Here is an 18,742-nt window from a genome sequence, read left to right as displayed (position 1 = left end):
TAGTCAGTAGTCAGTAGTCAGTAGTCAGTAGTCAGTAGTCAGTAGTCAGTAGTCAGTAGTCAGTAGTCAGTAGTCATCAGGAAGAAGGAAGATGTAAGAGGAAAGAGGAAAGCTGTAAAAGTAATATGTAAGGTGCTCTTCGGCGCACCCTACTTGTATAATTATTCAGGATAATGATTATGTCAAATTCTACTCAAAAGCGAGAAGTGTTAGTGGCGCTTGATGCCGAATTCGCTGATAAAATAGACCAGCTTACTGATAATTGGACGGAGGCGATCGAACAAGCTCTCCGTCTCTGGTACGCTAAGCAAATAGAAGATAAGTTGCGGAAATTTTATCTCGACCGCAGTCAAGAAGATATTGACTTTGAAGAAGAATGGGCAACATTGGCCGCGGCACAAATGGAAGAAATTTTAATAGAGGAAGGTCTTTGATACAATGACAGAAGCTTATCCCCAACAAGGCGAAGTTTATCTTTTGAGAGCTTTGCGAGGGATAGGAGATACCAAAAAACGTCCTATTGCTGTCGTTTCCATAAATAGCCGCAATGAATTGAGCCGTACTGTACTGATTGTACCTTTTACTAGCGATTTGAGCGGGGGGGAAACTCCGACTCGGATTTTGATTCCTGCGGGGGTAGGAGGGTTAGAATCAAACTCACTTGCTGTCTGCGAGCAAATTCTAGCAGTCCAAAAGACTTATCTGGAACAAGGCCCTTACGGTGAAATTAGTGCGGATTTTTTAAGGAGAATTCAGAGAGGGGTGCAAGTGGCGATCGGCATTTACGCACTTTGAATAGCGTGGAAACTCTAAAACTTGTTACAATCTGTAAAAATACTGGATAAGGATAGGTAAAATGCGGGTTGCGATCGTAGGTGCGGGACTGGCTGGAATGACCACAGCAGTGGATTTAGTGGATGCCGGCCACGAAGTAGAAATTTTTGAGTCCCGCCCCTTTGTCGGCGGCAAAGTCAGCAGTTGGGTAGATCCCGACGGGAATCATGTTGAAATGGGTTTGCACGTCTTCTTCGGCTGCTATTATAACTTATTTGCCCTGATGAAAAAAGTGGGAGCTTTTGACGATTTGCTCCTCAAAGATCACGTCCACACTTTTATCAATCGAGGCGGCGAAACTGGTTCTTTGGATTTTCGCTTTCCGGTGGGTGCTCCTTTGCACGGATTGAAGGCATTTTTCACTACATCCCAGCTAACGGTACAAGACAAAATTCAAAATGCGATCGCCCTGGGAACTAGCCCCATCGTCCGTGGCTTGATCGACTTTGAGGGAGCAATGAAAACTATCCGGGATTTGGATAAAATTAGCTTTGCTGACTGGTTCCGCAGTCAAGGCGGCAACCAAAACTCCCTCAAAAGAATGTGGAACCCGATCGCCTACGCACTAGGTTTTATCGACACCGAAAATATTTCTGCCCGGTGTATGTTGACAATCTTCCAATTTTTTGCATCAAAAACCGAAGCTTCCGTCATGCGGATGCTAGCTGGTTCTCCCAACGAATATCTGCACAAACCAATTGTCGAATATTTGGAAAAGAAAGGAACCAAAATTCATACACGGCGCAGAGTGCGAGAAATTCAGTTTCAAGAAGGTGCAGAAACGCGCGTGACAGGGTTGGTAGTAGCTAACGGCGAAACAGAAGAACATATTACCGCAGACGCCTACGTTTTTGCCTGCGACGTGCCTGGAATTCAAAAAATATTGCCGCCAGCTTGGCGCAAGTGGTCGGAATTTGACAATATTTATAAGTTAGACGCGGTACCAGTTGCGACAGTACAATTGCGGTTCGACGGTTGGGTAACGGAACTAGAAGATGAAGCCAAGCGCAAACAGTTAAGTCACGCTGTGGGAATTGATAATTTGCTATATTCAGCAGATGCAGATTTTTCTTGTTTTGCAGATTTGGCGCTGACAAGTCCTAAGGATTATTATAAAGAAGGACAAGGTTCTCTGTTGCAATTGGTGCTGACACCGGGCGATCCGTTTATTAAACAGAGCAATGAGGCGATCGCGCAACACGTACTCAAGCAAGTTCAAGATTTATTCCCCTCTGCACGGGAATTAAACATGACTTGGTATAGCGTAGTTAAGCTCGCTCAATCTTTGTATCGCGAAGCACCGGGAATGGATGTTTTCCGCCCCGCTCAAAAAACTCCTGTGGCTAACTTCTTTCTAGCAGGAAGTTACACTCAGCAAGACTATATTGATAGCATGGAAGGTGCAACACTTTCCGGCCATCAAGCGGCTAAGGTAATTCTCGAAGCTTACGGTCATTAGTCATTAGTTATTGGTCATTAGTCATTAGTCAGTAGGGGCGGTGCCCCCGTGCCCGCCCTCATTAGTCATTAGTCATTAGTCATTAGTCATTAGTGCGAGCATCCCCGCTCGCTTTCCGTCCAATCATCCTTAGTCATTAGTCATTATTCTCTCGTTTCCAGGCTCTGCCTGGGAATGCCTTGCAGGAGGCTCTGCCTCCGATACTCTAGAGAAAAACCGAGGCGGAGCCTCTGGATAAGCATTACCAGGCAGAGCCTGGTAACGAAAAGAAACAATTGTTCAATCTAAAATCTAAAATCCCATGACTGATTGGTTAGAGCATAGCGTACAAGTAGAAGTGGCAATTCCTATCGAATTAGCGTGGGAACTTTGGTCTGATTTAGAGCAAATGCCGCGCTGGATGAAGTGGATAGACTCAGTTAGAGTTCTCGAAGAAAATCCCGAATTGTCTCGCTGGAAACTCGCAACAGGTGGGTTAGAATTTAGCTGGCTTTCTCGGATTCTAAAATTAGTGCCGAATCAGATAATTCAGTGGGAATCGGTAGACGGTTTGCCCAATCGGGGTGCGGTGCGATTTTACGATCGCAAAAACAGCAGCATTGTCAAACTGACGGTGGCTTATGGAGTTCCCGGCTGGTTAGCCACATTGATGGACAATTCGTTTGTAGGGCGAGTTGTTGAATCGACTATTCAGGCTGACTTGGAAAGGTTTAAAGAGTATGCTCTGAATGTTAAAGCTAGATCTTAAATGCTGCGGACTGAAATCCGAACGATCAAACCAGGGAGCGGACTGAAGTCCTCACTACGAACCTGTTTGTAGTGAGGACTTCAGTCCTTTAATTTTAAATTGTAACGCGACAACCGATCGCCCTTTTGCCTCAGTATCATAGAGATATGCTGCTGATTGCTTCCCGGTTCGTTATGAGTTATTGCCTAAACCCCGCCTGTCAAAACCCGCAAAATGCCGATCGTACCCAATTCTGCCTGAATTGTGGCACCAAACTCTTGCTCAGAGAGCGTTACCGCGCTATCAAACCCCTCGGGCGCGGCGGATTCGGCCGCACTTTTTTAGCAGTAGACGAAGACAAACCCTCAAAACCGCGCTGTGCAATCAAACAGTTTTTCCCGCTATCCCAAGGAACCAGCAGCGCCGAAAAAGCAGCAGAATTATTCAACCGAGAAGCCGTGCGGCTGGACGAATTGGGGAAACACCCGCAAATTCCCGAGTTGCTGGCGCACTTTCAGCAGGAACGCTATCAGTATTTAGTGCAGGAATTTATAGAAGGCGAGAATTTACAGCAAGAATTGGCGCGGACTGGGCCTTTCAGCGCCAGTCAGGTTCTCGGGCTGCTGAAGGATTTATTGCCAGTATTGCAGTTCGTTCACGATCGCAGTGTAATTCACCGAGACATCAAACCGCCCAATATTATCCGCCGCCGCCTTACTCAAACTCCGATTATTTATACTTACCCAAATTTAACTGGGGAATTAGTTTTAGTTGATTTTGGCGCTGCAAAACTGGTCGAGGGTTTGACAGAAACAGGAACAGTCATCGGTTCGCCCGAATTTGTCGCGCCGGAACAAATTAGAGGTCAAGCGGTTTATGCCAGCGATTTGTACAGTTTGGGGGTAACTAGCATTTATTTGCTAACTCAAATATCTCCGTTTGATTTGTTCGATATTAATCAAGATGTTTGGGTTTGGCGAGATTTTTTGAAGGTTCAAATCGATCCGAAATTAAGTCGCGTCCTCGACAAAATGATCGAACCGAGTCTCAGTCGTCGCTACAAATCTGTAGCTGAGGTTCTTCAAGATTTGCAGCCGCAGCATTCGCCGGCGCCTGTTCCCCCGACTCCAGTAGTTGCTGCAATTCCCGTGCCGCCAACTGCGCCTGCGGTGCAGAATGCAGTGCCACCAACGGTTGCAGGCACAATTATACCTGTGCCGCTGATGCAGCGGGTTGTTCCCGCACGCGCGCCTACTTGGAGGTGCGTTCATACTCTGGTAGGGCATTCCCAGGCTGTCACGTCCGTAGCTTTTAGTCCCGATGGCGCGACTTTAGCTAGCGGGAGTGAGGATAAGACGATTGAGATGTGGAAGTTGGACGCGGGTAAGCGGTGGTACACTCTCACCGGTCATTCTGACTGGGTGACTTGTGTGGCGTTTAGCCCTGATGGCGCGACTTTGGCTAGCGGCGGCCGGGATAAAACGATTCAAATTTGGGATTTGAATAAGGGTAAGTGGTGGTACGCTTTGCGCGGCCATGAGGATCGGGTTTATGCTGTGGCCTTCAGTCCCGACGGTCAGGTTTTGGCTAGCGGTAGTCGGGACAAGACTGTAAAGTTGTGGAATTTGAATAAGGGTAGGCCGATGTCGGCTTTAAGCGGGCACGCTGGCGGGGTGGAGGCGGTGGCTTTTAGTCCTGGTGGGGAGTTTTTGGCGACGGGGAGTCGGGATAAGAGTTTGCAGTTGTGGGATTGGCGCCACGGTCGATCGATTTGTACTTTAGCAGAGCACGGGGATTGGGTGCGGGCGATCGTTTTTGCTGGAACCCCCCCCAGCCCCCCCTTGGTAAGGGGGGGAGTAGGAGGAGGAGCTACCCCCCCCAGCCCCCCCTTGGTAAGGGGGGGAGTAGGAGGAGGAGCTACCCCCCCCAGCCCCCCCTTGCTAAGGGGGGGAGTAGGAGGAGGATCGATTTTGGTTAGTGGGAGTCGGGACGGTACGGCGAAGCTGTGGCGCGTGGATGCTGACGGGCGAGGTACGCTGCTGCGGAGTATGAGGGACAATTCTGGGGATGTTTTGTGTGTGGCGTTAAGCCGGGATGGTGGTTTTTTGGCGACCGGGAGTCGGGATGGTTCGATTTATTTGTGGGATACGGCTACGGGGGGTTTGCTGGAACTTATGACGGGGCACGGGGGGGAGGTTTTGTCGGTGGCGTTTAGTGCTGATGGGGGGTGTTTGGCTAGCGGTTCGGGCGATCGAACTGTGAAGATTTGGCGGGTTGGGAATTAGGGCGGTGGCTGTGGGTGGCTTGAAAAATTTTATATTTGTGCTTGACAATCCATCTAATGTTCTGCTACATTGGTAATTCGTGAGGACGCATAGCTCAGTTGGTTAGAGCACTACGTTGACATCGTAGGGGTCACTGGTTCGAGTCCAGTTGTGTCCATCTTATAAAACCCGCTGGTTGTAGCGGGTTTTGTTGTGGAAAAAATAAAATATGCGGAGGGTCTGGTTCTGGCCATAGCGGATAGTTTGTCACTTCCAGGGGATTGTCAGTAGATCCTGATTCATATCCTGCTACCTTAGAAAATCCATTACCCTTGAACAAATTTTCACACCAAGTCTCGGATTGGGAGTAAGCTGATGAGCGAGGCGATCGCCTTTAAAGCACTGCACCTCTTAAATTGCTCCTGTTTCGTTCCCACCTAACATTGTTGAGACTATTACAATATGAAATGTCGAACTTTGATGACTTTGGGAATGGCTGTTACAAGCCTTACTATTGCTACTGGATTTAGTCCAGTATCTGCTGCAACTTTAACTCAGATTTCCTTCGTGGGGAAAACACAATTTGGATATGGAGGGGATTGTCCTTTTAATCCAAATGTTTGCGCTCTTAACGGTCAAGGATTTCTCTCGGGAACTATTATATACGATCCTTCAAAACTACCAAGTTATCCAAATACAAAGGGGAAGCCAATATTTTTTGAAGCCAATTGGCAAGGGGTAGCAAATTCATTACCCTGGCAACCTAATAACATCAGTATTAAATTTCAAACGTCATCTGTCACTGACTTTTTTTTAGGGGGAGGCCCTCCTTTTCCTATCCCCGTACTAATAGCCTCAATGTTAGATCCGAAACTACCAAACTTTTTGGCATTTGATTTGCGTCTACAATACGATCTTCTGAAAACTGGTAACTTTCCGTCAATTTTTAGTCTAACAACTCCTTTGCAAGGAGGAGGAGATAGAGGTTTGAGTGAGGGCGTTTTAGAACTCACAGAAGTAAAGGCAGTTCCTGAACCTGTTACGATTCTTGGCTCAGCTACGGCTTTAGGATTGGGACTCTTTGCAAGTTTCCGCCGCCGATCGAGTCGCTTACGATCGCTGGCTACAGTCCCAAAAACAACCGACTGAAGTTGAAGTGTGCCCCACCAGCACCTCTCAGGACACGGTTAGGTGCCGTGTCCTCACCAGTAACACTCGATACGCCAAGGGGAAAAACCCTCAGATAGCTGACAGACGACAGCCTTGAGCGATCGCCCACAGCTTACAATTTCAGTCGCAAAATCTACACCAGAGTTATCGATCGCTTTAAAACTTGTTGAACAACTCCATAATAATGAGGATTTTCTAACCCTTCTAATTCATGTTTAATATCTTCCCAATCCCCTAACTTGCTTTTCCACATACCATCCTTTTCTTGTCTCGCAACGTGCTGAGGTTCACCGTTATACGTGTATATAGCTATCTTTTCAAAGCCTGGTTCAAGCTCACGATTATCGCAATATTCATATCCAATAGTTTGATAAGCCTTGATAAAAGTGTCGAGTGTTAACTCTCTTGGCACACCATCGGGCCAGTATCCATCAGGATCTACCGGGTCCCACCTACAGTCTTCTTCGCCAGCAGCGAAAGCAAAGCAATTATAATCTACAGTTTCTTCACTTGTGACTTCATATTCAGTACGATCTAAATTCGGAAATCTCAAGATTTTACGGTAATCCAACCTACCACTCATAACCGTGTTCTTTTCCCCATTGTATCCACGCTTGAGCCATCAGCTTCATTCGATCGCACTTTTCAGCTTTTACCGGATTATCACCAGTAATCGCCCTCAGCGCCCAAAACCAATGGTCAGGTTTTTGTTCGAGATCGCGCAAAATCAACGGGACAACGGGCGGGCCCATACCAATAATTCTCTGGTAAGCTGGGTGGATTGACTTCTGTGTAACCAATGACAGCATTCTCGTTTCTGCACGCCATTCTTCTGCGAGGCTATTAAACTCCGCTTCCAGTTCGAGCTTACTTTTAATCGGATATTTATAAGCAGTAATAACGAATTATCTCCCTAAAACGCCGGAATATTAAACCTCGCCCCACAATTGGGACATTCCGATCGCCATCCTAACCAATCTCGTAAGCGAAGCACACCGAAGGTATCGCCCCCAGCATCCGCCAACATCCCCAAATCATGACAACTCCCATTACCCCGTAGGGACACGACACCTCGCCGTGTCCTTAAGCGTAACCTATCGGCGGCAGCCTTCGGCGATCGCCATTAACACAGCTTTCCGCACTTCAGGATGCGATTTTTCCAGGCCGTTAGCCCGAAAAATCCAGTGTCCGCCGCCCGCGTGCTCGATCGCAATCTTCTGTCCGTCAGGCAAAACGATTTGCCACCAATTCAACACAGTGGCTTTAATCAGTTGGCACTGAATCTCGCTCAACTGAGCCTCCATCAGTTTCAGTTGACGCATGATTGGGTTTTGGGCAGATGACTTCATGATTTTTTTCCTGGAATAAATTGGATATTTTCTCGACTGGGATTTCTGTTTGCTTATTTTTCAGCTTAATTTCACTTTCTGAGACTTTCGCTTTTACTTTACCTTCCGAACTTTTCGCCTGCACCTCCCTTTTACCACCTTTAGGATCATTTTTTACTCCAAAACCTTTAGATTTAACTTTTGCTGCGACAGAATTTGAACTCTGTTCCGCTGCGGGCTTCTTAAACTCCGCGTCCAATTGGTCTAAAATCTCCTCTTGTTCGGGAGTGTGTTCGGCCGGCTGCTCTAAATTTCTGGGGTTGTATTCGTCAACCAACCTCCCCAAAAATTCCGAAATTGACATTCCCGCAGCGGCTGCTTTTTTGGTCAACAGGGCGTAGGTGTCGGTTTTGATCCGAATTTGTTTTAACCTGAGGTTGGGATTGTTGTCAACTGTTTCGGCAATCGTTATTGCTGTAATCCTTTCTTTTGGTATGACATCCACAACTTCTTGCCACTTTTCCTGTAAAGCACTGTCGCCGTATTGGTCGGTGACTGCGTGTTTAAACAAGGGAACCACTTGAGCGACGCAGCTTGGCAAAATCTCAAATCCGGCTTTTATTAAGCGCAGGCAAATTGCAGCAGATTTGATAATTTGCGTGCAATAAAAATACTGTCTGCCTAAGGCTTGTTCGCAGTAACTTTTAAAGGTTTTGAATTTGTCTTTGTACAAGCGCAGTTTTCGGATCGCGTCCAGCATGATTCCTTGCCGCACGTAGTCGAGGAATCCTCTTTTAATTTCGCCTGTCAGGTAGTCTAAATCGTGAAAGGGCGATTGATTCTGGATTTCTTCTTCAAAGTCTAGCAGCGGGCCTGCAAAGTGAAAGTTGGAGGCGACATCGCCTAGGTAGAAGTTGTCGGTAGATGTGGTCACGATCGGCAATGGTTGGAGAAAGGGCACGATAGCACGGAAGTTGGGCGATCGCAAAGTTGAAGTTTTGGCCGGGATCTTTGATACAATTTTGAGTTGGGTTGTGCTGTAGGGTCGATCGACCTTTTACATGGCACCACCTCCTGGAGAGGTTCAGGGAAAGGAGCTTGAGGTATGCACTCAAGCCCCAAAAATACTAAGGATATGCAGGTGCATAATTGATAGACACTACAAATAAGGCGGTTATTCAAACCTGCATTTTGATGAAAGGAGGCTTGCCCGGCCGCCTTTGTTTTGCCTGTTTACATAAAGTGTACTTCATCTTTAGGTAATAATCAAGAGGTTTACTTCATGAAACAAGTTTCTGGTATTGTGGAAGAAAATTCGCCAGAAAAGGAAAAGTCTCCATTAAGGCTTCTCAGAGAACAAGCTGGGCTAACCCGCCCTCAAGTCAAACAACATATCGGCGTTTCTGAGCGGATGCAAGCTGACTGGGAATCAGGAAAATCCATGCCAACTGTTGAAAACGTGGCTGCACTGGCTAACCTATACCAAGTTTCTCTAAAAACTATGTTTGAGCTTTTAGGATTAGACGTAACTAAAATTCCCGATGACTTACCCAGTAGATCGCAAGGGCGATCGGACAACTAACAAGCACAGGGAAGTCATGGTCGGAATCTTTGGTACAATTTTGAGTTGGGCTGTGTTGTAAGGTCGATCGACCTTTTACATGGCATCACCTCAAGGCGGCTATTCAAACTTGGACGTTTGGACTGTTCTGCCTGACCGACCGACTTGTGTTATGTCGCTTTTATCTCATTATGAGATGTCGATTTAAAATTGTCAATTATGACATCTCAATTTGAGATTTTATGTTACAATGTCATCAAGAAAAGAACGAAGACAGGAGGGCAATTCACCATTGGAAGCCCTAAGAATCAACAAAACAGACTTATCACAAGATGAGTTTGCTTTTAGATGCGGGATTCCCCGCGCTACGTATCATAGATGGATATCTGGAGCCACAGAACCAAAATTTTCTCTCTTGCAGTTGAAAGCAATTTGCCGGGAGTTACAAATAGAAAAAATAGATGAACTTCCAGAGAGCTTTGGCCCGAATTAGCAATTAAATTCAACCAACAGATACAATTTTGAGTTGGGTTGTGCTTTCAGGCTTGCCCGGCCACCTTTGTTTTGTCCAGTCATCGTAGTGTAGTCAGGCTTCCTGTTTTTGTCAAGGGTAAACTACCAAATATTCTGCATAATGAATCAAGAAGTACGGGATTTATACGAAATGAGCCTTGCGGAAATTAGAGAATACAGGGGCTTTAGTCGCCGTGAGCTTAGCCTGCAACTGACGGGGAAAGTCTCTGAAGATACTTTGTATTCCATAGAAAAAAGAAAACAAAAACCCAGAGTTGATACTGCAATAGCCATCTGTACAGCCCTAAATATTAGCTTGAAACAGTTCTGTCACTCGATCGGGCTAGATGTGTCAGGACTTGTTGATGATTACGTGCCGCCGAGGGACAGCTAACCAACAGAGCGAAGTTTTGGTCGGGATTTTTGGTACAATTTTGAGTTGGGTTGTGCTGTGGGTCGATCGACCTTTTACATGGCATCACCTCCTCGGCGTTGAGGGAAGGGGTTTAAGGTATGCACTCAAACCCCAAAAACACGCTTGGGTATGCAAGCACAATTGATAGACAGCAGAAGTAAGGCGGTTCTTCAAACCTGCACGTTTTGACCTTGGAGACTCGTCGGCCGCCTTCTGTCAAGTCCGTCTCTTACAACTTTAGTTGGATAATTATAGTCTGTCAACTAAATTTGTATAACTTTAGCTTAAATGAATCAAGATATAGACTATCTCAAACCAGAAACTATTCAAGAAGCTATCCAATTGGCTGAAGCTACTCAGGAACAACTAGCCCGAAACCTAGGAGTTTCTCTAAATACAGTGAATTCCTGGGTTAATTGTCGGAAAATGCCACGGGCGGACAATTTCTTCGCCCTATGCCGGGAGTTAAAGCTTTCGCCCAAAACCGTCGCTAGATTACTAGGTATCGATATCTCCAACATCCCTGACGATATTCCTTTGGTAAAATCGCCCTCGCGATCGGACAACTAACAAGCACAGGGAAGTTATGGTCGGGATTTTTGGTACAATTTTGAGTTGGGCTGTCTTGTAAGGTCGATCGACCTTTTACATCGCATCACCTCCTCGGCGTTGAGGAAAAGAGGCTTGAGGTATGCGCCCAAGCCCGGAAAATACTAAGGGTATGCAGGTCCACAATTAATAGACACTAAAAATAAGGCGGTTATTCAAACCTGCATTTTGACTCTTTGGCTTGCCCAGCCACCTTTGTTTTGTGTGTCTACTAGCATTTTAGTGCCAGATGCCCACCTGGTCAAGCAGTAAAATGCTAGCAACTAAATGCTATAATTAATGGAATCTGAAGATCGAGAAACGATAACCTTGAAAAACCTTAGAGAAAGTGCAAATTTGACCCAACCCGAACTTAGTCGTCGAATGGGGGTAGGAATTCGCATTATTGGCGATTGGGAACGAGGAGAAGCCATTCCTCGCTTCGATCGGGCGATTGCTCTGGCGCGCGAGCTAGGCGTGCCACTAAAAACACTTGCTAGATGTATGGCACTAGACGTAACCAAAATTCCCGATGACCTACCAACATGAATTTTACGTCTTATGAGCACGTTGCCAAGACGTTTACATCATGAATGTTTTGTCCTATGGTAGAAGATTTACAAGAAAAGGAGAAGTCTCCATTGAGACTACTCAGAGAACAAGCTGGACTAACACGCCCTCAAGTCAAAGAAAAAATCGGAATTTCCGAGCGAAGACAAGCTGACTGGGAATTAGGCAAGGCTTTACCTAATGCTGAAAATATACTTGCGATGGCTAACCTGTACCAAGTTTCTCTAAAAACTATGTTTGAGCTTTTAGGATTAGACGTAACTAAAATTCCCGATGACTTACCCAGTCGATCGCGAGGGCGATCGGACAACTAGCCCGCAGAGGTTCGCCAATCTCTAGGAAAAGGAGCTTGATGTATGCACTCAAGCCCCGAAAATACTAAGGGTTATGCAGGCATAATGGGTAGAAACTACAAATAAGGCAGCTCGCTATAAACCAAAGCGTTTCCACCGTCCGGCTAAATGAGCCGCCTTTCTGTTGTCTCTAGTTAAACAACCATAGTTGTAAATTGTTAATTTGTCAACAACTTTGGTTGTGAATTTTTATGATATGCCCAGAAATAAACAAACTCAAGATTCGAAAAATATACCAGCACTGCAAATCTTGCGGGAGGCTGTTGGTTTGTCGCAATCTGCCTTAGCAAAACAAATTCCCGACAAAACCCGCACAAAAACTCTAAGTCAGCAAGCCATTAGCAAGTGGGAGCGAGGATTAGACGAGCCCGAACTGACTATTGCTCAAATGAAAGCCCTTTGCAAAGCTCTCGGAAAAACGCTTAACGATTTACCCAACGATTTAGGCCCACCAAATCCTGACGGATAACTAAAAAGTCAAAAAGGTCGATCGCCCTTTCATCGATCAATCCGTAATTTTCCCTCTCAGAGCCTTAATCTGGCCCCGCTTGGTTTTGCTGTCGAGACGCTTGCGCTGGGAACTGCGAGTGGCTTTGCTGGGTTTGCGCCTTTTTGGGATGACGATCGCACTTTTGATCAATTCTTGCAGCCGTCTCAAAGCCTCCTCGCGGTTTTGTTCCTGGCTGCGGTGCTCCTGAGATTTGATAACAATCACCCCTTCCTGGGTGATACGTTGGTCGTTGAGTTGCAATAAGCGCTGCTTGTAGCGATCGGGTAATGAGGAAGCGCCGATGTCAAAGCGCAGGTGAATAGCGGTTGCTACCTTATTGACATTTTGCCCGCCCGCGCCTTGGGAGCGAATGGCGCTAATCTCGATTTCGCGATCGGCAATAAATACTGTGTTGGAAATTTCTAGCATGATTGGGCGGGCGATCGGGCAAGCTGTAAAAAAATTTTAGTAACTGATTCTAGAATAACTACTTTTTATACCAATAGAGGGTCGCTGGTTAGGAGACAAACCAGTAAGTATAGAGAAGCATAAAAAATAGGTTATAAAACAGATGGCAGACACAAAGCTGAGCATAGTCATTACCAGCGCCGATTCTGAACTCGGACAAGTAACCGTCCGGCAGTTTGTAGCGCAAGGACACAAAGTAACTGGATTGACGCAAGAAAAAGATGGTGCAGCAGCGGTGCATTCCGGCGGCGGAATCGCGGTACAAACTGACCATTCCAGCGCTGTGGAAGTTCGGGATGCGATTCTGGCGGCCAATGCAGATGTGGTTGTTAACCTGACTCCCCAAAAGGCAAATACGTTGCTCAGCGACGGGCAAGATTGGAAAGGATTTGATAAAACGCTTTCGGCTACGACTGGTGCACTGCTGACAGCGGTAAAAGACACGGATATTAAGTTGCTAATTCACACTAGCTACGCATTTCTGTATGGCAACGCGAGGGATGCGACGGAAAGCACACCGCTAAGTGTACCTGGTGATGACTCAATTTTCAAAATGGCGATCGCCACTGAGAACCAAGTGACAAACAGTCAAATTCCGAGTTGTGTATTGCGGCTGGGATACCTGTACGGGCCTGAATCGGAAGACCTCAAACTGTATATAAAATCGTTTAAACTGGGTCGTCCTTATTTTGCCGGGCCCGAGAGCAATCTGGGAAACTGGCTGCATTTTGAGGATGCGGCGGCGGCGTTGGTACAGGTAGCCGAACAGCAACCGAGAGGTGCAATATTTAATGTTGTGGATGGTGTGCCGGTGTCTTTTGCCGATTTTATCGATCGATTCGCCTTCACGCTGGGCAGAAAACGCCCCGGGCACATTCCCATGTGGCTGACACCGCTAGCATTGGCGTTAGTTGTCACCCCTCAACAAGTGGATTTGTTAAAGCTTATTACTACTGTGAATAGCGATTCATTCCGCAAGCAGTTTGGGTGGAGTCCGCGCTATGTTAGCTACCGAGAGGGTTTGCAGCAAACGGTTGATACCTGGGGAGCGAGTGCTAGTTGAATTGTTTGGATTTTAGGCGATCGGCGATTCAGCACTTTTATATATCAATACGCGATTGTTAGCGTTTTTTTGTTGTTATTGCGAGGAACGAAGCAATCGCAGTATCTGTTGTTCGCACTTGACTAACTTTTACTTATTGTAGGATGCGTCAGGGGTGAATGTTTTTGTACATTGCTGGTGGTTTTGCCTGACGCACCTATAGACTTTAGTCCTGATAATACCATTTTTTCTAAATCATCCAACCTAACAATTGTTGGGCAAGGGTGTTACGGAGGGTTGTTGATTTTTCCCGATGTGTAAGGTGCGTCGCCACTCAAAAAGTCGATTAAATTTAGGGATTTTGAACAGCGACACACCCTACAAATTCTGAAGCACCCTATTGGCTGGCCTACAAACAACTAATGTAGCTATTGCAGATCCTGGTATATAAATTAGTGATAATGCTTGGCTGTCAGGATGAATTCGATTAGTTCTTTTCGATCCCATAATTCTACTTCGTTAGATTTAGCAAGGTTGTAAGCGTTTTCTGTAAATCTATTGTTGGTGATTACTCTGCCTTTATTTCCTTTGTAGTGTCTGACTGCTCCTGCTACTTCTTGAACGGCTTTAATCCCAACTGGATTTTTACTCCTTTTTGCTTGAACCACTGTTTTATAGCCATCTTTATATAAAATTAAATCAGCACCATAATCTTGACTGTCTTGAGTTAAAGTAACAGTGTAGCCACAGTTGATAAAATGAACTCGTAGAAATTGTTCAAATTCTTTTCCAGTCATTTCATCTACTTCGGCAATACCACTTTCTAATAAACGTTTTCTTGATTCTTCTTCTTTCAAGGTATCAAATACTGCTACCGCAATCTCACCGAGAACGGCAGCGGCTCTTACTATAAAAGGTTTCATAAAATTAGATTTATTTTAAAGAAGTAGTTATGATTGTACGAGCTTTGCTCGCTATAGTTATTTAGCAATATTGCAACTATATTGTAGGGTACGTCAGGGGGGAATGTTTTCTCACATTGCCGTTTCGCCTGACGCACCCTACACAGATTAGTCGGTAGTACCGGTTTGCAGCGACTCTTTAGCAGCCTGCGTCCACTCAGAGTGGAAGAATTCGCCGCGCGGTTTGTCGGTGCGCTCGTAGGTGTGAGCCCCGAAATAATCGCGCTGGGCTTGCGTTAGGTTTTGCGGCAGTCGATCGCGCCTGTAGCTATCGAAATAGTCCAGCGACGCGCTGAAGGCCGGTACTGCGATACCCAGCAGGCTAGCCGTAGACAACACCTCGCGCCAAGCTGTTTGGCGATCGAGAATGCTCTGTTTAAACTCCGGCGCTAACAGCAAATTCGGTAGCGCGGGATCGTCCTTGAAAGCCTTTTTAATCTTGTCTAAAAATCCAGCCCGAATGATACAGCCGCCCTTCCAAATACGGGAAATTTCACTCAAACTCAAGTCATAACCGTAAGACTTCGAGGCCGCGCTCAACAGCGCCATACCTTGCGCGTAGGAACAAATCTTCGAGCAGTAAAGAGCATCTCGAACTTTGTTCACAAACTCTTTAGGATCGCCTTCGTACTTGGTGGTAGGCCCCGTCAGTTCTTGGGAAGCTTTGACGCGCTCTGCTTTATAAGAAGACATAATTCTCGCATTCACCGCAGCGATAATTGTGGGAATGCTCACGCCCAATTCCAAAGCACTCATTACAGTCCAGCGGCCCGTACCTTTTTGACCGGCGGCGTCCATAATTACCTCAACTAAGGGTTGCTTAGTTTCCGGGTCAATGTATTTGAAAATATTAGCCGTAATTTCAATCAAAAACGAGTTGAGTTCGTCGGTGGTATTCCATTCGGCAAACACTTCCTGCAACTCCTGGCCGCTGAGTCCACCCACGTTTTTGAGCAAATCGTAGGCTTCCGCAATGAGCTGCATATCCCCGTACTCAATGCCGTTGTGTACCATCTTCACGTAATGACCGGCGCCACCTGGGCCGATGAATGTGACGCAGGGGCCGTCATCTACTTGAGCCGCTATTTTGGTGAGAATTGGCTCTAGGATGCCGTAAGCTGCGTGGGTGCCACCGGGCATGAGGCTAGCACCGTTGAGGGCGCCTTCTTCGCCGCCGCTGATGCCCATACCGACAAATCCGAGGCCGGCTGCTTCTAAATCTTTGGTGCGGCGCTCGGTGTCGTCGTAGAGGGAGTTACCGCCGTCAATAATCATGTCGCCCGCTGACAGCATGGGTTTTAGCTGCTCGATGACTGCATCTACTGGTTTGCCAGCTTGCACCATTACTAAGATGCGACGCGGGGTTTCGAGGGCATCGACGAATTCTGTGAGAGTCTTGGCGGCGACAATGTTTTTGCCGGGGGCGCGTTTGGCCATGAAGTCGTCGGTTTTGGCTGCTGTGCGGTTGTACACGGCTACGGAGAAGCCTCTGCTTTCGACGTTGAGGGCTAGGTTTTCGCCCATCACTGCTAGACCGATTAAACCAAAATTTTGCTTTGTCATGCTAATAACCCGCTAGTTCCGCTTGAGGATTGATTTGGGAGAGAGGAAAGCGAGGCGGGGTGTAGCGCTTTCCGGTGGACTAAAAGTATTGGACAATAGACCGAGGTGGTTTAGGTTTATTTTTATATTCTAAGAATTGCTGTTTGGTAAATCAGTAGGGTTTTTTTAAGATTTAAGAATTATTAATGACGCGGGCAGGTGATGATAAGGCAGGTATTATGTCGATCGCAGTAACGATAGATACAGATAAGCGGACATTTTCAGGGAAATTTAGGAGACTGTTGTAATTATGGAAGATTTGCAGTATCTCGCGGCTTGGGTGAAGGAGCAACACGCTCGCGAGTATATTTTAACTTGGCTGCTGAGTCAACAGGGGCTGTGGTGGTCGGATGGGGAGATTTATCAGGCGGTGTTGCAAAAGTCGGGAAAGCTGTTGAAGGCTTACGTTCAAAAAAGGCAAGCTGGAGAGTTATTTGAGGGAATTTCTGAGAAGTTGGTGGGAGATGATAATTGGGATGATTTGGTGGTGAGTTTGGGGCGAATTGTTGGTGTGTATCAAGAGGAATTGCTGAAGTTGCAAGAGCGCGATAAGCGGGGGGATGGGCTAAAAAAAAAATTGATTAGCCAATCTGTGAGTGGAGATTCTTTGTCGGTGTTGGAGGTGCAGCAAGCTTTGCCCGATCCTTATGCGGATACGCTGATTGGGAGGTAATTTGCGATCGACTTTTCGGAAGCACAATAATCTCAGAAACCGGGTTTCTTCCTAGATATCTCGTGCTCAACCGAGATTATTCGGAGAAACCCGGTTTCTCGCCACGCAGCGACAGAATTCGACTTGCACTAATCCCGTCGCTGGGTGGGGGCGGGTTTATGTAAATTGTTGGTAAGAGTTAGAGGTGGTTGGTGAACCCGCCCCTACGATAATTAGGGCAATGACTAACGCCCAAAGAGATGAACTTAATCTATAATAAATCTATGGCAATTTAATTAAGCCTTCACCCTTCAATATTCCCCTAAATCTCCCATGAACTTTCCCCCAATTTCCCAAAAAAGGTCACAAATGCCGTAGGGGCGGGTTCACCAACCATCTCTAATGAATACCGACAATCTTTATAAACCCGCCCCCACCCAACGAGAGAAATTCGATCGCACTTTCCCCCAATTTCCCCAAAAAGTCGATCGCCCAAATCCCAGAAACCGGGTTTCTTCCTATATCTCTCGTACTCAACCAAAAATCTGGATAGAAACCCGGTTGATGCCACGCAGCGACAGAATCGCGATCGCCCAAATCCCAGAAACCGGGTTTCTTTCTATATCTCTCGTACTCAACTAAAAATCTGGATAGAAACCCGGTTGATGCCACGCAGCGACAGAATTGCGATCGCCCAAATCCCAGAAACCGGGTTTCTTCCGATATCTCCCGTACTCAACCAAAAATCTGGATAGAAACCCGGTTTCTCGCCACGCAGCGAAGGAAATGTGCACGCAAATCCATCGTTGGGTGGGGGCGGGTTTATGTAAATTGTTCGTACTCATTAAATATGGTTGGCGAACCCGCCCCTACGATAATTAGGGCAATGACCAACGCCCAAACACATGAGTTCAATCTATAATAAATCTATCGCAATTTAATTGAGCCTTCACCCTTCAACCTTCCCCTAACTCCCCCATGAACTCTGAACGCCAACCAGCCTATCTCAACCTGATTCATGAACTCCTCAACTGTCCCACCGGGGAAGAAGCCGAGATATTGAAAAGTCACCCGGATTTGCTGGATGATGGCTTGGTGGCGGCAATGCTAGAAGAGGCAGATAATCTTAGGGAACAAGGAGATAGCGACAATGTTTAATTGGGTAAAAGATTTTGCAGGGCGACTGGGCAATTTCGTAGCGGGAATTGCACTGAAAGCGGAAGCAGACAGACTGTTTGAACAAGGAAATCAGCAGGATGATATCAGTCAATTTGGAGAAGCTTTGCAGTCTTGGGAACAAGCATTAACTATCTATCGGAAAATCGGCAATCCCGGGGGAGAAGCTAATTCCCTCGGCAATTTGGGTAATGCTTACCAATCCCTAGGGGATTACAATCGGGCGATCGACTTTTACGAACAGTCTTTGGTGATTCAACGGAAAATCGGCAATCCCGTGGGAGAAGCTGCTTCCCTCGGCGGTTTGGGTAATGCTTACCAATCCCTAGGGGATTTCAATCGGGCGATCGACTTTTACCAACAGTCTTTGGTGATTGATCGGAAAATCGGCAATCCCGTGGGAGAAGCTAATTCCCTCGGCAATTTGGGTAATGCTTACTTTTCCCTAGGGGATTTCAATCGGGCGATCGACTTTTACCAACAGTCTTTGGTGATTCAACGGAAAATCGGCAATCCCGTGGGAGAAGCTAATTCCCTCAACAATTTGGGTAATGCTTACAAATCCCTA

The 18,742-nt window shown here is 46.5% G+C and carries 25 protein-coding genes and 1 tRNA gene; 19 read left to right on the top strand and 7 right to left on the bottom strand.

Annotated elements, in window-relative coordinates; genetic code table 11:
• The first annotated feature begins 179 nt into the window (after positions 1 to 179).
• From QUB64_RS16505 to QUB64_RS16475, 7 genes are all read left to right on the top strand, one after another.
• Positions 180 to 434: a hypothetical protein gene (locus QUB64_RS16505; protein WP_333271571.1), complete on the top strand. Its 255-nt coding sequence runs from the start codon at positions 180 to 182 to the stop codon at positions 432 to 434.
• A 4-nt stretch (positions 435 to 438) separates the two neighbouring features.
• Positions 439 to 795, top strand: a complete 357-nt coding sequence (locus tag QUB64_RS16500; protein WP_333271574.1) for a type II toxin-antitoxin system PemK/MazF family toxin — start codon at positions 439 to 441, stop codon at positions 793 to 795.
• A 61-nt stretch (positions 796 to 856) separates the two neighbouring features.
• Positions 857 to 2,293, top strand: a complete 1,437-nt coding sequence (gene zds, locus QUB64_RS16495; RefSeq protein WP_333271577.1) for a 9,9'-di-cis-zeta-carotene desaturase — start codon at positions 857 to 859, stop codon at positions 2,291 to 2,293.
• Between the two features lie 301 nt (positions 2,294 to 2,594).
• Positions 2,595 to 3,041: an SRPBCC family protein gene (locus tag QUB64_RS16490; RefSeq protein ID WP_333271579.1), complete on the top strand. Its 447-nt coding sequence runs from the start codon at positions 2,595 to 2,597 to the stop codon at positions 3,039 to 3,041.
• 173 nt (positions 3,042 to 3,214) lie between these two features.
• Positions 3,215 to 5,305, top strand: coding sequence for a protein kinase domain-containing protein (locus QUB64_RS16485; RefSeq protein WP_333271581.1), 2,091 nt, complete (start codon positions 3,215 to 3,217; stop codon positions 5,303 to 5,305).
• 83 nt (positions 5,306 to 5,388) lie between these two features.
• Positions 5,389 to 5,462: transfer RNA gene (locus QUB64_RS16480), tRNA-Val, on the top strand.
• Positions 5,463 to 5,746: 284 nt separating this feature from the next.
• Complete coding sequence (locus QUB64_RS16475) at positions 5,747 to 6,433, top strand: PEP-CTERM sorting domain-containing protein (protein ID WP_333271584.1); 687 nt, start codon at positions 5,747 to 5,749, stop codon at positions 6,431 to 6,433.
• Between the two features lie 154 nt (positions 6,434 to 6,587).
• Here the strand turns inward: QUB64_RS16475 and QUB64_RS16470 are convergent, their stop codons facing one another.
• From QUB64_RS16470 to QUB64_RS16455, 4 genes are all read right to left on the bottom strand, one after another.
• Positions 6,588 to 7,037: a DUF7689 domain-containing protein gene (locus tag QUB64_RS16470; protein ID WP_333271587.1), complete on the bottom strand. Its 450-nt coding sequence runs from the start codon at positions 7,035 to 7,037 to the stop codon at positions 6,588 to 6,590.
• Entirely contained in the window at positions 7,027 to 7,263 is a 237-nt protein-coding gene (locus QUB64_RS16465; RefSeq protein ID WP_333271589.1) for a hypothetical protein, read from the bottom strand. The genes QUB64_RS16470 and QUB64_RS16465 overlap by 11 nt, the downstream gene beginning before the upstream one ends.
• Positions 7,264 to 7,548: 285 nt before the next feature.
• Positions 7,549 to 7,776: a hypothetical protein gene (locus QUB64_RS16460; RefSeq protein WP_332943485.1), complete on the bottom strand. Its 228-nt coding sequence runs from the start codon at positions 7,774 to 7,776 to the stop codon at positions 7,549 to 7,551.
• On the bottom strand, positions 7,718 to 8,716 hold the full coding sequence (locus tag QUB64_RS16455) for a hypothetical protein (protein ID WP_333271593.1): 999 nt from the start codon (positions 8,714 to 8,716) through the stop codon (positions 7,718 to 7,720). Before QUB64_RS16455 ends, QUB64_RS16460 begins: the two co-directional genes overlap by 59 nt.
• 348 nt (positions 8,717 to 9,064) lie before the next feature.
• On the opposite strand from QUB64_RS16455, the gene QUB64_RS16450 reads away from it, so the two are divergent.
• The 7 genes from QUB64_RS16450 to QUB64_RS16420 all read left to right on the top strand — a co-directional run bounded on the left by QUB64_RS16450 (position 9,065) and on the right by QUB64_RS16420 (position 12,251).
• Positions 9,065 to 9,364 (top strand): helix-turn-helix domain-containing protein, encoded by a 300-nt coding sequence (locus QUB64_RS16450; RefSeq protein ID WP_333271595.1) that lies wholly within the window; start codon positions 9,065 to 9,067, stop codon positions 9,362 to 9,364.
• Between the two features lie 229 nt (positions 9,365 to 9,593).
• Entirely contained in the window at positions 9,594 to 9,836 is a 243-nt protein-coding gene (locus QUB64_RS16445) for a helix-turn-helix domain-containing protein (RefSeq protein ID WP_333271598.1), read from the top strand.
• Between the two features lie 141 nt (positions 9,837 to 9,977).
• Positions 9,978 to 10,250: a helix-turn-helix domain-containing protein gene (locus tag QUB64_RS16440; RefSeq protein WP_293176870.1), complete on the top strand. Its 273-nt coding sequence runs from the start codon at positions 9,978 to 9,980 to the stop codon at positions 10,248 to 10,250.
• Between the two features lie 309 nt (positions 10,251 to 10,559).
• Entirely contained in the window at positions 10,560 to 10,841 is a 282-nt protein-coding gene (locus QUB64_RS16435; protein ID WP_293261364.1) for a helix-turn-helix domain-containing protein, read from the top strand.
• Between the two features lie 348 nt (positions 10,842 to 11,189).
• Positions 11,190 to 11,408 (top strand): helix-turn-helix domain-containing protein, encoded by a 219-nt coding sequence (locus QUB64_RS16430; RefSeq protein WP_333271605.1) that lies wholly within the window; start codon positions 11,190 to 11,192, stop codon positions 11,406 to 11,408.
• A gap of 92 nt (positions 11,409 to 11,500) precedes the next feature.
• The gene (locus QUB64_RS16425) at positions 11,501 to 11,743 is read left to right on the top strand and encodes a helix-turn-helix domain-containing protein (protein WP_333394131.1); all 243 of its coding nucleotides are present in this window, start codon (positions 11,501 to 11,503) and stop codon (positions 11,741 to 11,743) included.
• 235 nt (positions 11,744 to 11,978) lie between these two features.
• Positions 11,979 to 12,251 (top strand): helix-turn-helix transcriptional regulator, encoded by a 273-nt coding sequence (locus tag QUB64_RS16420; protein WP_333271611.1) that lies wholly within the window; start codon positions 11,979 to 11,981, stop codon positions 12,249 to 12,251.
• A gap of 36 nt (positions 12,252 to 12,287) precedes the next feature.
• Here QUB64_RS16420 and arfB read toward each other — a convergent pair whose 3' ends face one another.
• A complete protein-coding gene (gene arfB, locus QUB64_RS16415) occupies positions 12,288 to 12,701 on the bottom strand; it encodes an alternative ribosome rescue aminoacyl-tRNA hydrolase ArfB (RefSeq protein ID WP_333271614.1) in 414 nt (137 codons plus the stop codon).
• Between the two features lie 142 nt (positions 12,702 to 12,843).
• Here arfB and QUB64_RS16410 point away from each other — a divergent pair, with 142 nt between their 5' ends.
• The gene (locus QUB64_RS16410) at positions 12,844 to 13,803 is read left to right on the top strand and encodes an NAD-dependent epimerase/dehydratase family protein (protein WP_333271617.1); all 960 of its coding nucleotides are present in this window, start codon (positions 12,844 to 12,846) and stop codon (positions 13,801 to 13,803) included.
• Between the two features lie 431 nt (positions 13,804 to 14,234).
• Here the strand turns inward: QUB64_RS16410 and QUB64_RS16405 are convergent, their stop codons facing one another.
• Positions 14,235 to 14,705 carry a restriction endonuclease gene (locus QUB64_RS16405; RefSeq protein ID WP_333271620.1) on the bottom strand — a complete coding sequence of 157 codons (471 nt, stop codon included), beginning with the start codon at positions 14,703 to 14,705 and terminating at the stop codon, positions 14,235 to 14,237.
• 147 nt (positions 14,706 to 14,852) lie between these two features.
• Positions 14,853 to 16,307 carry a decarboxylating NADP(+)-dependent phosphogluconate dehydrogenase gene (gnd, locus tag QUB64_RS16400; protein WP_333271624.1) on the bottom strand — a complete coding sequence of 485 codons (1,455 nt, stop codon included), beginning with the start codon at positions 16,305 to 16,307 and terminating at the stop codon, positions 14,853 to 14,855.
• A 289-nt stretch (positions 16,308 to 16,596) separates the two neighbouring features.
• On the opposite strand from gnd, the gene QUB64_RS16395 reads away from it, so the two are divergent.
• From QUB64_RS16395 to QUB64_RS16380, 4 genes are all read left to right on the top strand, one after another.
• Complete coding sequence (locus QUB64_RS16395) at positions 16,597 to 17,019, top strand: hypothetical protein (RefSeq protein ID WP_293133996.1); 423 nt, start codon at positions 16,597 to 16,599, stop codon at positions 17,017 to 17,019.
• A gap of 381 nt (positions 17,020 to 17,400) precedes the next feature.
• Complete coding sequence (locus QUB64_RS16390; protein WP_333271628.1) at positions 17,401 to 17,640, top strand: hypothetical protein; 240 nt, start codon at positions 17,401 to 17,403, stop codon at positions 17,638 to 17,640.
• A 336-nt stretch (positions 17,641 to 17,976) separates the two neighbouring features.
• Positions 17,977 to 18,156: a hypothetical protein gene (locus tag QUB64_RS16385; protein WP_333271631.1), complete on the top strand. Its 180-nt coding sequence runs from the start codon at positions 17,977 to 17,979 to the stop codon at positions 18,154 to 18,156.
• The coding region (locus tag QUB64_RS16380) for a tetratricopeptide repeat protein (RefSeq protein ID WP_333394128.1) at positions 18,149 to 18,742 on the top strand (594 nt) is incomplete at its 3' end. The genes QUB64_RS16385 and QUB64_RS16380, both read left to right, overlap by 8 nt.

Source organism: Microcoleus sp. Aus8_D2 (assembly GCF_036702665.1).
In the GTDB taxonomy this organism is placed as follows: domain Bacteria; phylum Cyanobacteriota; class Cyanobacteriia; order Cyanobacteriales; family Microcoleaceae; genus Microcoleus.
Note: the sequence above shows the minus strand (reverse complement) of the source record. Positions and strands in the feature narration are given on the sequence as shown.